This is a genomic window from Streptomyces sp. NPDC055025, assembly GCF_053608565.1.
In genome coordinates, this window is record NZ_JBSGVS010000019.1 from 75,275 (window position 1) to 92,333 (window position 17,059).

At 73.6% G+C, this 17,059-nt stretch carries 1 protein-coding gene; it reads right to left on the reverse strand.

Annotated elements, in window-relative coordinates:
• Positions 1-52 precede the first annotated feature (52 nt).
• A complete protein-coding gene (locus ACWGDX_RS14455) occupies positions 53-16,930 on the reverse strand; it encodes a type I polyketide synthase (protein ID WP_453625505.1) in 16,878 nt (5,625 codons plus the stop codon).
• Positions 16,931-17,059 lie beyond the last annotated feature (129 nt).

The following is a 17,059-nucleotide window of genomic DNA, read 5'->3' on the forward strand; positions in this document are numbered from 1 at the left end:
CGAAGGGGTGCGGCCGGGGGCGGGCAGGGGTGCGGGGACCCGGGCGCGCGGGTCAGGACTCCGCCGAGCGGCCCAGTTCGTTGTCGATGAAGGCGAACACCTCGTCGGCGCTCGCGGACCCGATCCGTTCCGTGACCACGAGTCCGCCGTTCTCCTGGCCGGATCCGTCCCACCTGGCGAGGAGATGCCGCAGCCGTCCCGCGACCCCGTTCCTGGTGACCTCGTCGAGCGTGCCCGTGGCGAGCGCCTCCTCCAGCCGGTCGAGCGCGGCCAGCGGCGAGGGGCTCCCGTCCCGCGCGGTACGGCCCAGCAGCTCCGCCGCGAGATGCCGGGCGACGGCGGCCGGGGTCGGATGGTCGAACACGAGGGTGGCGGAGAGCCGTACCTCCGTACGGGCGGTCAGCCGGGTGCGCAGTTCCACCGCCATCAGGGAGTCGAAACCGAGCCCGCTGAAGTCCCGGTCGGCGGGGATCGCGTCCGGCGCGGTGTGCCCCAGTACGGCGGCGGTCTCGGCCCGCACCAGCTCCACCAGCCATGGTTCCCGCTCCTCCTCGGCCAGCTCCGCCAGCCGCCGGGCGAGTCCGGTGGCGCGTCCGCGCGCGGCGGCGGCCGTGCGGCGCCGCGCGCGGAGCAGTCCGCGCAGGATCGCCGGGATCTCGGCCGTGGTCGCCGCCGCCCGCTCACCCGCTCCCTCGGCGATCAGCACCGGGACGATCAGCGTCTCGTCGCGGGCGGTCGCGGCGTCGAACAGCGCGAGTCCCGTCTGCGCCGGCAGCGGGGCCAGGTCCGAGCGGGCCATGCGTCCCAGGTCGGAATCGCTCAGAGTGCCGGTCATACCGCCGCCGTCCTGGGCGGCCCATGGCCCCCAGGCCAGGGACACGGCGGGCAGCCCGAGGCCGGCGCGGTGCAGGGCCAGCGCGTCCAGGAACGTGTTGGCGGCGGCGTAGTTGCCCTGTCCCGGGCCCCCGGTGATCCCGGCGACCGAGGAGTAGAGGACGAATCCGGCCAGTCCGAGACCGCGGGTCGCCTCGTGCAGATGCCAGGCCGCGTCCGCCTTCGGACGCAGTATCCGGTCGATCAGCGCGGGGGTCAGCGAGCCGACGGTGGCATCGCCCAGCACCCCGGCCGTATGGACCACGGCGGTCAGGGGGTGCGCGGCCGGTACGCCCGCCAGCAGCGCGTCCAGCGCCGTACGGTCGGCGACATCGCAGGCGGCGACGGTCACCTCGGCGCCCTGGGCGGCCAGTTCGGCCCGGAGTTCCTTCGCGCCGGGCGCGTCCGGGCCGCGCCGGCTCGCGAGCAGGAGATGTTTGACGCCGTGCGCGGCCACCAGATGCCGGGCCAGCGCGCCGCCGAGGGCGCCGGTGCCGCCGGTGATCAGGACCGTACCGTCGCGGTTCCAGGACCGGATCCCGCGCTCGGAGGACGGCTCGGGGGACAGCTCGGGGGACGGGACCGCGCCCCGGCGCAGCCGCGTCAGCCGGGCCACCCGTACCTCGTCGCCGCGTACCGCCGCCTGTGTCTCGCCGGTGTCCAGCAGGACGGGCAGTACGGGCAGGGCGGTACGGAGCGCGGTGCTCAGGGCGTCGGCGCCGTGGGCGCCCGCCGGATCGGGTACCTCCTCCAGATCGAGCAGCAGGAAGCTGCCGGGGTGCTCCGACTGGGCGGAGCGGACCAGTCCCCACGCGGGGGCCGCGGCCAGATCCCGTACGCCGTCCCCGGCACCGGCGGCGACCGCGCCCCGGGTGAGGAACACCAGCCGGGATCCGGTGGTCCGCCGGTCGGCCTGCCACGCGTGGAGCAGATCCAGTACGGCGCCGGTCACGGCCCGCACCCGGGCGGGCAGCGGCTCCTCCTCCCTCCCATCCTGACGCTCCGTCAACTCGTTGCCGACAGGCGCCAGTACGAGATCCGGCAGGGGTCCTGGGGCGGCGAGGAGTTCGGCGAGCGATCCGGCCCGTACGGCGGACGGCCCGTCCACCGAGGCGAGGGCGCTCTCCAGGGCGGGTGAGCCGCTGCCGAGGACCGCCCACCGGGGACCGCCGGTCAGGGAGGCGGGGGCCGTCGGGACCGCCGGGGCGGGCACCCAGTCGAGACCGAACAGCGGACTCGGGCGATCCCCGCCGGTCGCGGTCCCGGTCGCGGGCGCCGGCTCGGCGGCCGGACGCAGGGTCAGTGAGCGCACCGAGAGCACCGGCGCGCCTTCCTCGTCGACCGCCGCGAGCCGCACGGTGTCCTGGCCGGTGGCGGTCAGCCGTACCCGCAGCGCCGTGGCGGCCCCCGCGTGGAGGGTCAGTCCCCGCCACTCGACCGGGACGGTCCCGCCGAACGGTCCTACCGTGCCGTCGGTGCCGTCCGTGCCCAGCAGGGCCGCCGCCCGGAGTGCGGCCGTCAGCAGGGCCGGGTGCATCGCGAACGCACCGTGCGTACGGGCCTCTTCGGTGAGGGCGACCTCGGCGAAGACCTCACCGTCCGCGAGCCAGGCCGCCCGCAGACCGGACGCGCCGGACGCGCCGCCCGGCTCCGGGCCGCCGTCGGCGCCCAGGTCCGCCGCCGGGTCCAGGTCCCGGTACCGGGTCAGATCCACGGGTACGGCCCCGGCGGGCGGCCGGAGTCCGGCAGCGGTCTCCGGCTCCGGCGCCGGGTGCCCGGCCGCCAGCACACCGGTCGCGTGCAGGGTCCACGGCAGATCGGCGGCGGCCTCGGCGCGCGCGTGCACGGTCAGCGAGCGGCGGCCCGTGCCGTCGGCCGCGGCCACCCGTACCTGTACCCGTACCGCGCCCTCCTCGGGCAGAAGAAGCCCGGCGGTGAGGGTCAGCGACTCCACCGTGTCGCAGCCGGCCTCGTCACCGGCGCGTACGGCCAGTTCGGCGAAGGCCGCCACCGGTACCGCCGCGCCGCCGCCCCTGGCCGGACGCTCCACCAGCCAGGGATGGGTCCGCGCGGAGAGCCGTCCGGTCAGGACCACCTCGCCGGAGCCCGCCACGGTCGTCGCCGCGCCCAGCAGCGGGTGTTCCGCGGCGACCAGCCCGAGGCCCGAGGCGTCGCCCGGGGCCGCCGGGGCCGACGGCCAGTACCGCTCGCGCTGGAAGGCGTACGTCGGCAGCTCCACCCGGCGCGCGCCCGTCCCCGCGAAGACCGCGGCCCAGTCTGCCGGGGCGCCGTGCGTATGCGTCAGGGCGAGCGCGGTGAGCGCGGTCAGCTCCTCGGACCGGTCCTTGCGCAGGACGGGCGCCACGACGGCGCCGTCCGGTACGAGCTCGCGGACCAGGGCGGAGAGCACCCCGTCCGGGCCCAGTTCGAGGAAGGTGCCCACCCCCCGCTCGGCCAGGGTCCGTACGCCGTCGGCGAAGCGGACGGTCTCGCGGACATGCCGTACCCAGTACTCGGGTGAGCGCAGCTCGTCCGGTGCCGCGAGCGCGCCGGTCACATTCGACACCACCGGCACCGAGGGCTCGGCGAAGGCCAGCTCCCGTGCGACCGCCCGGAACTCGTCCAGCATCGGGTCCATCAGCGACGAGTGGAACGCGTGGCTCACGGGAAGCCGTGCCGTTCTGCGCCCCTCGGCGGCCAGTCGCTCCGCCGTCCGCAGGACCCGGTCCTCCTCGCCCGAGAGCACGACGGACCGGGGTCCGTTGACCGCGGCGACCGACACCCCCTCGGAGAGCAGTACGGCGGTCTCGTCCTCCGTCGCCTCCACCGCGACCATGGCCCCGCCCACGGGCAGCGCGTCCATCAGCCGGGCCCTGGCCGCCACCAGCCGGCAGGCGTCGGGGAGCCCGAGGACACCGGCCACATGGGCGGCGGTGATCTCGCCGATCGAGTGGCCCGCGACGAAGTCCGGTGCGACGCCCCAGGATTCGAGCAGCCGGTAGAGCGCCACCTCGATCGCGAACAGGGCGGGCTGGGTGACGGCGGTCCGGTTCAGCGCTTCGGCGTCGTCCCCCCAGATCACCTCGCGCAGGGGGCGGGCCCGCCCGTCGGACCCGGCGTCGAGATGGGCCAGTACGGAGTCCAGCGCGTCCGCGAAGACCGGGAAACGCTCGTACAACTCCCGCCCCATGCCCAGCCGTTGCGAGCCCTGACCGGAGAAGAGCACCGCCGTGGGCCGCTCGGCCGCCGCTCCCCGGGCGGCCTCGGAGATGCCCTGGTCCGTGGCGATCAGTACCGCCCGGTGCTCGAACACCGAGCGGCCCGTAGCCAGGGAGAACCCGATGTCGGCCGGAGGGAGTCCGGGGTGCTCGGCCGCGAACGACCGCAGCCGGGCGGTCTGTTCGCGCAGCGCGGCCTCGCTCCGGGCCGAGACCGGCCACGGCACCACCGAGGGCCTCGCCGTCGGCACGGCGTCCGGGGCCGCCCTGTCCGAAAGGGCCTCCGGCGCCGACGCAGCCGTCCCCCCCGCCCCGGCCCATGGCGCCTGTTCCAGCACCACATGCGCGTTGGTGCCGCTGATACCGAAGGACGACACGCCCGCGCGCCGCACGCGACCGGTCCGGGGCCACTCCTTCTGCTCGGTGAGCAGTTCCACCGCGCCCGAGGACCAGTCCACCCGGGTCGAGGGCTCGGTGACATGGAGTGTCTTCGGCAGCCGGCCGTGCCGGAGGGCCAGCACCATCTTCATGACGCCCGCGACACCGGCCGCCGCCTGGGTGTGCCCGAGGTTGGACTTCACGGAGCCGAGCAGCAGCGGACGCTCCGGGGCGCGGTCACGACCGTACGTCGCCAGCAGCGCCTGCGCCTCGATCGGATCGCCGAGTGTCGTACCAGTTCCGTGCGCCTCCACCGCGTCCACATCCGCGGGCGACAGACCACCACTGGCGAGCGCCTGACGGATCACCCGCTGCTGCGACGGACCGTTCGGCGCCGTCAGACCGTTCGACGCACCGTCCTGATTGATCGCGGAACCCCGGACGACGGCGAGGATCTCGTGCCCCTCGCGCCGTGCGTCCGAGAGCCGTTCGACCACGAGTACGCCGACGCCCTCCGCCCATCCGGTGCCGTCCGCCGAGTCGGAGAACGCCTTGCAGTGGCCGTCGGGCGCGAGACCGCCCTGCCGGGTGAACCCGGCGAAGCTCGTGGAGGTCGACATCACGGTGACGCCGCCCACCAGCGCCATGGAACACTCATCGCTCCTGAGCGCCTGGGCCGCCCAGTGCAGGGCGACCAGCGAGGACGAGCAGGCGGTGTCCACGGTGACCGCGGGGCCCTCGAAGCCGAAGGCGTAGGAGAGCCGGCCCGAGATGACACTGGCCGCGAGACCGGTGCCCGCGTGGCCCTCGACGTCCTCGCTCGCCCGGAGGATGAGATGGGCGTAGTCCTGGCCGTTGGTGCCGACGAAGACACCGGTCCTGCTGCCGCGCAGCGCGGCGGGATCGGTGCCGGTCCGCTCGAACGCCTCCCAGCTCACCTCCAGCAGCAGCCGCTGCTGCGGATCCATGGCGAGCGCCTCGCGCGGTGAGATCCCGAAGAACCCCGGGTCGAACTCCGGTGCCTCGTAGAGGAATCCGCCGACCCGGGTGGCGCTGCGGCCCTGGCCTTCGCCCGCGAGGACATCGAGGTTCCAGCCCCGGTCGGTGGGGAACCCGGCGATACCGTCGCGGCCCTCGGCGAGCAGTCGCCACAGCTCCTCGGGCGAGCGCACCCCGCCCGGGAACCGGCATGCCATGCCGACGATGACGATCGGGTCGTCGTCGACCGGGGTGGCCGCCGGGGGGAGCACGGCGCCCGTCCGAGCGGCGCCCGTCCGAGCGTCGCCCGACCGGTCGGCGGTCGGTCCCTCTCCGGCCGGTTCGTCGAGCAGTTCGGTGAGCAGCCGGTCGGCGAGCGCCCGGGGAGTGGGGTAGTCGAAGACGAGGCTGGCGGGGAGCGCGAGACCGGTCAGCCCGGTGAGCCGGTCGCTCAGCTCCACGGCCGTCAGCGAGTCGAAGCCGAGATCGCGGAAGGCCTTGTCGCCCCTGATCGTCTCGGCGCCGGAATGGCCGAGCACCGCGGCGCAGTGAGTACGGACCACGTCCAGCAGCACCGCCGCGCGCTCGCCCTCCGGGGCTCCGCGCAGCCGCTCCCGCAGTCCGGACGCCGCCGGCCCGGCCGTCCGCCGGGCCTCCTGAAGTGCCGTCAGCGCGTGCCTGGCGGCCGGCAGTTCACCGAGCAGCGGGCTGGGCCGCAGACTGAGCAGCGCGGTGAGCGGCTCCGGCCGCTGGAGGTCGGCGAGGACGACGGTCGGCTCGGGCTCGGCCACCACCCGCAGCAGGGCGGAGACGGCCAGTTCGGGGTCGAGGGCGCCCGAAGCCCGCGGGTGGCCCGGTCCGTCCGTACCGGCACGGGTCGCGTTCGTACTGGCGTCGGTGGCGTTCGTACCAGCGTCAGCGACGTTCGTACCGGCGTCGGTAGCGTTCGTACCGGCGCGGGTGGTGCCGCCCGTGCCGGTGGTGCCCGCGCGGCCGGTCCGGTCGGCCATGCCCGCGCCGTCCCACGCGCCCCAGGCGATCGAGGTCGCCGGGAGTCCCAGTGCCCCGCGCCGCTCGGCCAGCGCGTCGAGGGCCGCGTTCGCCGCCGCGTAGTTGGCCTGGCCGGGGTTGCCCACCGCGCCCGCCACCGACGAGAACAGTACGAACGCGGAGAGGCCGAGATCACGGGTCAGTTCGTCCAGCAGCAGGGCGGGGGCGACCTTCGCGCGGAACACCGTTTCGAACCGCTCGGGCGTCAGTCCGGCCAGTACGCCGTCGTCCAGCACACCCGCCGTATGCACCACCGCCGTCAGCGGGCAGTCCGCCGGGATCGCCCCGATCGCGCGCTCCAGCTGGTCCCGGTCGGCGACATCGCAGGCGGTGACGGTGGCACGGGCGCCGAGCGCGGTCAGCTCGGCGAGCAGCTCGGTCGCACCGGGCGCGGCCGGGCCCCGGCGGCTGAGCAGCACGAGATGCCGCGCGCCCTCGCTCGCCAGCCGGCGGGCGACCCGCGCGCCGAGCGCGCCGGTACCGCCGGTGATGAGGACGGTGCCGGACGGCTGCCAGCGCTCCTCGCTCCCGGCGGCGGAGCGGGCGGCGGGCGCGGAAAGCATCCGCCTGCCGTAGACACCGGAGGCGCGGACCGCGACCTGGTCCTCGCCGCCCGTGCCCGTCACGCCCGTACTCGTGCCCGTCGCGCCGCCGCCCGTGCCCGTGCCCGTCGCGCCGGTGCCCGTCAGTACGGCGACGAACCGGCGTACGGCGCGTTCGTCCAGCTCTTCGGGGAGATCGACGAGTCCGCCCCACCGCCTCGGGTGTTCGAGGGCCGCGACCCGGCCGAGACCCCAGACGGCCGCCTGTGCGGGACTGGCCGGCCGCTCGGAGCGTACGGGCCGTACCGCGCCGCGGGTGACGGTCCACAGGGGGGCCGCGATACCCGTGTCACCGAGCGCCTGGACCAGCGCGGCGGTGGCGAGCACTCCGGCGGGCACCCCGGCGGTGTCCGCCGACGCGTCCAGCGCGAGCAGGGACACCACACCCGCGACACGCCCGCTGTCGGCGACAGCGGCGGCGAGTCGCGCGGTCAGAGCGGCACGGACGGTGGCGTCGATGCCCTCGGCCGCCACTTCCGCCTCTTCCGCACCTTCCGCCCTGGCCTCCTCGGTACCGTCGGTCCCCTCAATGTTCACCCGTACCGCGGTCGGACCCAGGCCGGTAATCAACGAGGTCACCCACGCGTCGGCGACCCCGGCCGCCGGGACGAGCACCAGCCAGGTACCGGACAGGGCGGCGGCCGGGGCGGTGCCGAGCGTCAGCGGCTGCCAGGCCTCCCGGTAGCGCCAGGAGTCGACGGTCGACCGCAGCCTGCGCCGGGTGCGCCACGACGACAGAGCGGGCAGGACGGCGCCGAGCGAACCGCCATCCACATCGAGCCGGGCGGCCAGGGAGTCCAGATCCTCACCCTCCACCGCGGCCCAGAACTCCGCGTCGGCCGGATCCGTGCCGTCCACCGGTTCCGCCCCGGCCACCTCGGGCCAGAACCGCTCCCGGTGGAAGGCGTAGGTCGGCAGATCCACCCGCCGGGCGCCCCTCCCCGCGAAGAACGCGGACCAGTCCACGGAGGCACCGGCCACATGGAGCCGTGCCACCGCCGTGACCAGCGCTGCTTCCTCGGCATGACCGTCACGGAGCGCGGGGACCACCACGGCGTCGGTGGGCAGGGACTCCCGGGCGGGCGCGGACAGCACACTGTCGGCGCCCAACTCCAGGAAGACGGTGGCGCCTTGATCGGCGAGGGTACGGACGCCATCGGCGAAGCGGACCGCCTCGCGGACATGCCGTACCCAGTGGCCGGCGGAGCACAGTTCCCCGGCCGAGACGAGAGCGCCGGTCAGGGTGGACACCACGGGGATGGCCGGTTCCCGGTATGTCAGTCCTTCGGCCACCGCCCGGAACTCGTCCAGCATCGGGTCCATCAACGGGGAGTGGAAGGCGTGGGAAACCCGGAGCCGGGTGGTCCTGCGGCCCTGCTCCCCCAGCCGGGCCGCAAGCTCCAGGACAGCGTCCTCGTCACCGGAGACCACCACCGAGGACGGACCATTGACGGCCGCGATCGAGACCCGGCCGGAGAGATACGGGGTGATCTCGTCCTCGGCGGCCTGCACGGCGACCATCGCACCGGCCGCCGGCAGCGCCTGCATCAACGACCCACGCGCCACCACCAGACGACAGGCATCCTCCAACGAGAACACCCCAGCCACATAGGCCGCCGCGATCTCACCGATCGAATGCCCCGCCACAAAATCAGGCCGCACACCCCACGACTCCACGAGCCGGAACAGCGCCACCTCGATCGCGAACAACGCCGGCTGCGCACAACCGGTCCGGTTCAGCACATCGGCATCCCCACCCCACATCACCTCCCGGAGTGAGTGGCCCAACTCACCGTCCAGCAACACCAGTACGGAATCCAACGCCTCCGCGAACACTGGGAACCGCCCGTACAACTCACGGCCCATCCCCAGCCGCTGCGACCCCTGCCCCGAGAACAGCAACGCCGTCGACCGCTCGGTGCCCAGGCCCCGGGCGATCTCCGTGACCCCCTTGTCCGTCGCCAGCAGTACGGCGCGGTGCTCGAACAGCGACCGGCCCGTCGCCAGCGAGTACCCGATGTCCAGCGCGGATTCCGCCCCGTCCTCGGGGGACTTCCCCGCGAGGGCCTTGATCCGGGCGAGCTGACCGTCCAGCGCCGTCTCGCTCCTGGCCGATACGAGCCAGGGAACGGGGCCCGGGACGAGGCCCGCGACGGGGGCCTGGTCGGGGGCTCGGTCGGGGGCCGGCACGGCCCGCTCGGCCGGCTCCGGACCGGCCTGTTCAAGGACCACATGGGCGTTCGTACCGCTGATACCGAAGGACGAGACACCGGCCCGGCGCGCGCGCCCGGTCTCCGGCCAGGGGGTGGTGCCGGCCAGCAGTTCCACGGCCCCGGCCGACCAGTCGACATGCGTCGACGGCTCGGTGAGATGGAGTGTGCGCGGCAGGGTGCCATGGCGCAGGGCCATCACCATCTTCACCAGCCCGGCGGCTCCCGCCGCGGCCTGGGTGTGACCGATGTTGGACTTGACCGAGCCGAGCAGGAGCGGCCGGTCGGCGTCGCGGTCCTGGCCGTAGGTGGCCAGCAGCGCCTGTGCCTCGATCGGGTCGCCCAGCGGTGTCCCGGTGCCGTGCGCCTCCACCGCGTCCACATCGGCGGGCGAGAGTCCCGCGTTGGCGAGCGCCTGCCGGATCACCCGCTGCTGCGCGGGACCGTTCGGCGCGGTCAGTCCGTTGGATGCGCCGTCCTGGTTGACCGCACTGCCGCGCACCACGGCCAGTACGTGATGCCCGTTGCGCCGGGCGTCGGACAGCCGCTCCAGGACCAGCACCGCCGCGCCCTCGGACCATCCGGTGCCGTCGGCCGAGTCGGAGAACGCCTTGCACCGCCCGTCGCCCGCCAGCCCGCCCATCCTGGAGAAGCCGGCGAAGTTCGCGGCGGTCGTCATCACCGTCACCCCGCCCGCGAGGGCGAGCGAGCACTCGCCGCCGCGCAGCGCCTGGGAGGCGAGATGCAGCGATACGAGGGACGACGAGCAGGCCGTGTCGACGGACATGGCGGGGCCTTCGAGTCCGAGCGCGTACGCCAGCCGCCCGGAGACGACACTGACCGCGAGGCCAGTGGTCGCGTGGCCCGCCATGTCGTCCTTGGAACGCATGACGAGACCGGCGTAGTCCTGGCCGCTCACTCCGACGAAGACGCCGGTACGGCTGCCACGCAGGGTCGCCGGGTCGATTCCGGCGCGTTCCGCCGCCTCCCAGGAGACTTCGAGGAGTACGCGCTGCTGGGGGTCCATCGCCAGGGCCTCGCGCGGTGAGATGCCGAAGAATCCGGCGTCGAAGTCGGCGACGTTCCGGAGGAATCCGCCCTGCCCCTCGGCGGCGCCGATGGACGGGTCGGTCTGCCAGCCCCGGTCGGTGGGGAAGCCGGAGATGGCGTCCTCGCCGGAGAGGACCAGCTCCCAGAGACCCTCGGGGGATTCGACTCCGCCGGGGAAGCGGCAGCTCATCCCCACGATGGCGATCGGGTCGTCGGTGGCACCGGCACCGCCGGCCGACTCGCGCGCGGTGACGGCCGCGACGCCGTCCACGGAGTCGTCCGGGCCCACCAGTTCGTCCAGCAGACGGGCGGCGAGCCGCGCCGGGGTGGGGTAGTCGAAGATCAGGGTGGCCGGCAGGGTCAGTCCGGTGGCGGACGAAAGCCGGTTGCGCAGTTCGACGGCAGTCAGCGAGTCGAAGCCGAGCTGGCGGAATTCCCGTTCCACGGCGATGGCCTCGGGCGAGGGGTGCGCGAGGACCACGGCGGCCTCGGTACGGACGAGTTCCGTGAGCAGCCGGGGCCGCTCGTGCTCACGCAGCGAGGCCAGCTTCTCGACCAGGCCCGCCCTGGACACACTCGCGGCGCCGCTCTTCGCGGCGCGGCGGCCGGTCCGTACCAGTCCGCGCAGCAGGGCGGGGACGCCCGCCGCCGAGGGGATCGTGCCGCCGGCGACGCCGAGGGGCACCACCAGGGCCTCGTCGCTCGCGGTGGCGGCGTCAAAGAGGGCGAGCCCGCGCTCGACGGAGAGCAGCGGCATCCCGGAGCCGCCGACCCGGCGTACGTCGTGATCCTCCAGGGTGCTCGTCATACCCACGCCCTGTTCCCAGGCGCCCCAGGCGAGGGAGAGTCCGGGCAGGCCCAGTCCGCGCCGATGAGCGGCGAGCGCGTCCAGGAAGGTGTTGCCCGCCGCGTAGTTGGCCTGTCCGGGGCTGCCCATGACACCGGCCGTGGAGGAGTAGAGCACGAACGCGGCGAGATCCAGCTCGCGGGTCAGCTCGTGCAGATGCCAGGCCGCGTCGACCTTCGGCCGCAGCACACGGTCCAGCCGCTCCGGCGTCAGCGAACCGACGACCCCGTCGTCCAGGACACCCGCCGTATGCACCACGGCGGTCAGCGGATGCTCGGCAGGCACCGACTCCAACAGCCCGGCCAGCGCGTCCCGGTCCGCCACATCACACGCGACGACCGACACATGCGCACCCTGAACGGTCAGCTCGGCCGCCAGCTCGACAGCGCCAGGAGCCTCCAGACCGCGACGACTGGTCAGCAGCAGATGCCGCACACCACGCACACCGACCAGATGACGGGCCAGCACACCACCCAGACCACCCGTACCACCCGTGACCAGCACCGTACCCTCGGGATCCCACACCCGGGGCATCGTCAGCACGATCTTGCCCACATGCCGCGCCAGACTCATAAACCGAAACGCGTCCCGCGCCCGACGCACATCCCACGAACGAACCGGCAACGGCTCCAACACGCCTTGGTCGAACAACTCCCCCAGAGCCACCAGCATCCGCTGGATGTCCTCGGGATCCACCCAGCCGAGGTCGAACGCCTGATAGTCCACCCCCTCAGGAAGACCGGCGGCGTCACGGATGTCGGTCTTGCCCATCTCCAGGAACCGGCCGCCCGGCTTCACCAGCCGCAGCGACGCGTCGACGAACTCGCCGGCAAGGGAGTTCAGTACGACATCGACCCCCTCACCTCCGGTGACCCGGGCGAACGCGGCCTCGAAATCCGTCGTCCGCGACGAAGCGATGTGGTCGTCCGCCACACCCAACGCGCGCAGGGTCTCCCACTTGCCCTCACTCGCCGTCGCGAAGACCTCCGCACCCAGATGACGCGCGATCTGAACCGCCGCCATACCCACACCACCCGCACCCGCATGCACCAGCACCCGCTCACCACGACCCACACCCGCCAAGCCCACCAACGCGTGATACGCCGTCAGAAACACCAACGGCACCGAAGCCGCCGTCTCCCACGACCACCCGTCAGGTACGGCGATCACCCGGCGCTCGTCGCCCACCACATGGGTGCCGAAACCGCCGAAGAGCATGCCCATGACCCGGTCGCCGACCTGGAGACCGGTGGTGTCGGGCCCGACCTCGACCACGACGCCCGCCGCCTCGGAGCCGAACAGTCCCGCGTCGCCCGGATACATGCCCAGCGCGTTGAGGACATCGCGGAAGTTCACCCCGGCCGCCCGGACCTCGATCCGCACCTCGCGCCCCGTCAGCGGCTCCGGTGCCCCGGGCAGCGGTGCCAGTGTCAGCCCGTCCAGACTTCCCTTCGCCCGGCTGTCCAGCCGCCAGGGCACACCCGCCGGTGGCACCAGGCCCGTACCGGATTCGAGCCGGGCGAGACGGCCGACGCGCGGCGCGCCCGCGCGGACCACGGCCTGCGGTTCGTCGGAGCCGGTCGGGGCGGCCAGTGCGGGCAGCGCCGGGAGCGCCGCCGCCGACTCCGCCGAACCGTCCACGTCCACCAGCAGGAAGCGGCCCGGGTTCTCGGCCTGCGCGGAGCGGACCAGTCCCCACACCGAGGCCGCGGCGACATCGGTGAGGTCATGGGCACCGTCCTCGACCGCGCCCCGGGTGACAAAGACCAGCCGGGAGCCGGCGAACCGCTCCTCGGCGAGCCACTGCTGAATCAACTCCAGTACGTAGGAGGCGAGTTCATGGGCGGACCCGGCGCTTCGCGCGCTGTCGCCCTGGAGCGGGACGACCACGGTCCCGGGCGGATCCTCACCGTCACGGCCGGACGGACCGGTCTCCTCCAGGAGTTCGGCGAGCGTCCGTACCGGGGCGCGCAGCCGGGCGGCGCCCGTCGCGGCGAGTGCGCCGGTCAGTCCCAGCGTGTCGGTGCCGAGCACCACCCAGTCGCCCTCGGAGGCCTCGCCCTCCGGTGTCACCGGCACCCAGTCGACCCGGAAGAGGGAGTTCACCCCGTCGTGCCGGACCTCGCCCGCGGACGCGGGCCCCGCGGCCCTGAGAGCCAGCGACTCCACCGAGATCACCGGTTCGCCCTGGACGTCGACCGCCGCCAGTCGGACAGCGTCCCGGCCGTCGGGGGTCACACGGACCCGCAGGGTTGACGCGCCCGAGGCGTGCAGGGAGACACCGTTCCACGCGAACGGCAGAAGGCTCCTGTCGTCGCCGTCCGCGCTCGCGAAGACCGTGCTGTGCAGGACGGAGTCGAAGAGCGCCGGATGGACTCCGTACGCGTCCGCGTCACCGACCTCCCGCGGCAGCGCGACCTCGGCGAAGATCTCCTCGCCCCGGCGCCAGACCGCGCGCAGCCCGCGGAAGACGGGCCCGTACTCCAGGCCGTTGCCCGCGTAGCGGTCGTAGAGGCCTTCGACATCGACGACGGTGGCGCCCTTGGGCGGCCATACGGTGGCGTCGAAACCGATCACCCGTTCGCCGCGGCTGATCCGTCCGGAGGCGTGCGGTGTCCACTCGTCGTCGGGGGCGTCGGAGGGGCGGCTGTAGAAGCGCAGCTCCCGGCGGCCGTCGTCGTCCGCGCCGCCGACGGCGATCTGCACCTGGACGGCGCCGGTACGGGGCAGGATCAGCGGGGCGGCCAGCATCAGATCGTCGACGCGGTCGCATCCGGCCTGGTCGGCGGCGCGGACGGCCAGTTCGAGGAATCCGGTGCCGGGGAAGAACACCATGCCGCCGACGACATGGTCGGCCAGCCACGGGTGGGTGGCGAGTGACAGTGTTCCGGTCAGCAGGAGTTCGTCGGAGCCCGCGACGGACATGGCCGCGCCGAGCAGCGGGTGGTTCGCCGAGGCGAGACCGAGACCGGCCGCGTCGGCGGGCCGGTAGGTCACCTGGGGCCAGAACCGTTCGTGCTGGAAGGCGTACGTGGGCAGATCCACCGGCCGGGCGCCGGTGCCCGCGAAGAACGCCGGCCACTCCACCCGTACACCGCGCACATGCAGGTGAGCGAGTGCCGTGACGGCCGAGGTCTCCTCGGACCGGTCCTTGCGGAGGACCGGTACGGTCACGGCGCCCTCCGGCACCGACTCCTGAGCCATCGCCGCCAGCACACCGTCCGGGCCCAACTCCACGAACGTACGCACGCCCTGCTCGCCAAGTGCCCGCACACCATCCGCGAAACGAACCGCCTCGCGAACGTGCCGCACCCAGTACTCCGGCGAACACAACTCATCCGCCGACGCGAGACCACCGGTCAGATTCGACACCACCGGCAATGACGGCTCCGCGAACGACAACCCCTCCACCACCGCACGGAACCCGTCCAGCATCGGATCCATCAACGGTGAATGGAACGCATGCGAAACCCGCAACCGACTCGTCCTGCGGCCCTGCTTCTCCAGTCGGGCCGCGAGCTCCAGCGTGGCGTCCTCGGCTCCGGAAATCACCACGGACCGAGGTCCGTTGACGGCCGCGACGGACACCTGACCGGTGAGCAGCGGGGTGACCTCGTCCTCGGTGGCCTGTACGGCGACCATCGCGCCACCGGCCGGCAGCGCCTGCATCAACGACCCACGGGCCACCACCAGACGGCAGGCGTCCTCCAGGGAGAACACCCCCGCCACATGAGCCGCCGCGATCTCACCGATCGAATGCCCCGCCACAAAGTCCGGGGCCACACCCCATGACTCCACCAGCCGGAACAGCGCCACCTCGATCGCGAACAACGCGGGCTGGGTGACGCCCGTCTCATTCAGCGCGTCGGCGTCCTCACCCCAGATCACCTCCCGGAGCGGGTGGCCCAACTCACCGTCCAGCAACGCCAGTACGGAGTCCAGCGCCTCCGCGAACACCGGGAAGCGACCGTACAACTCACGGCCCATACCCAACCGCTGCGAACCCTGCCCCGAGAAGAGCACCGCCGTCCTGCCGCGTCCCATGACCGTGCCCTCGACGGTACCCGGTGCCGCGCCGTTCTCCAGCCAGGCCTTCAGCGCGTCACGTCCCGCGCCGCCGTCCTCGTCCGTCATGACGGCGAGGCGGTGCTCCAGACCTACCCTGGTCGTGGCCAGGGAGAGCGCCACATCCACCGGACGCGGGCCCGGTTGGTGCTCCAGCCGGTCGAGCAGCAGGGCCGCCTGGTCGCGCAGCGCTTCTGGTGTCCGGCCCGATATCACCCACGGCAGCGTCGTCGCCCGCCGTTCGGGAGCGGTCCTGCCGTCCGGCAGGGCGGGCGCGGGAGGTGCGGGGGGTGCCTCGGCGGGCGGCGCCTGTTCGATGATCACATGCGCGTTGGTGCCGCTGACGCCGAACGAGGAGACACCCGTACGGCGTGGCCTGCCCGCCTCCGGCCACGGGCGCGCCTCGGTGAGCAGCTCGACCTTTCCCGACGACCAGTCGACATGCGACGACGGCTCGTCCGCGTGCAGGGTCCTCGGCAGCACTCCGTGCCGCATCGCCATCACCATCTTGATCACACCCGCGACCCCCGAAGCGGCCTGGGTGTGCCCGATGTTGGACTTGACCGAGCCGAGGAACAGCGGGTGTTCGCGGTCCTGTCCGTAGCTCGTGAGCAGGCTCTGGGCCTCGATGGGGTCGCCCAGCGGGGTGCCGGTGCCATGGGCCTCCACCGCGTCCACCTCGGCCGGGGTCAGTCCCGCGTTGGCCAGCGCCTGCCGGATCACCCGTTGCTGCGAGGGGCCGTTGGGCGCGGTGAAGCCGTTGGAGGCGCCGTCCTGGTTGACGGCGGAGCCCCGTACGACCGCGAGGACCGGATGTCCGTTGCGCTGTGCGTCGGAGAGCCGCTCCAGCATCAGGACGCCGGCGCCCTCCGCCCACCCGGTGCCGTCGGCGGAGTCGGCGAACGCCTTGCACCGGCCGTCCCGCGCGAGACCGCCCTGCCTGCTGAACTCGACGAGCGAGCCGGGCGTGGACATCACATTGACACCGCCGGCGAGGGCGAGCGAGCACTCTCCGTTGCGCAGGGACTGGACGGCGAGATGGAGGGCGACCAGCGAGGACGAGCAGGCGGTGTCGACCGTGATCGCGGGGCCCTCCAGGCCGAGCGTGTACGAGAGCCGTCCCGAGGTGGCGCTCGCGGCGATACCGGTGCCGACATCGCCGGTCGCGTCGTCCAGTGACCTCACCAGGAGATACGCGTAGTCCTGGCCGTTGGTGCCGATGAAGGCGCCGGTGCGGCTGCCGCGCAGCCGCGTGGCGTCGATGCCGGAGCGTTCGACGGCCTCCCAGGCGGTCTCCAGCAGCAGCCGCTGCTGGGGGTCCATGGTGACCGCCTCGCGCGGCGAGATCCCGAAGAAGCCGGGGTCGAAGTCGGCGACACAGCTCAGAAACCCGCCCCGCTGGCTGACGGAGGTGTCCCGGGCGTCGGTGGAGCTGTCGCGCAGCGCGTCCAGGTCCCAGCCCCGGTCGGCGGGGAACGCGGAGATGGCGTCGGTGCCGGACGCGACGAGGTCCCAGAGCCCTTCGGGCGAGCGGACCTCGCCGGGGAACCGGCAGCCCATTCCCACGATCGCGATCGGTTCCCTGGCGGCGGCGACGAACATCCTGTTCTGGCGCCGCAGCCGCTCCGCCTCCTTCATGGCGGCACGGAGCGCGTCCACGACACTGCCGGCGGTCGTCGCGCTGCCGGCGGTCGCGCCGTTGGTGGTCGCACTGCTGGTGGTCGCGCCGTTGGTGGGGGCGTTCTCGGTGGGGGCACTCATGGTCTGCTCCATCGCTCCGTCGTCGCG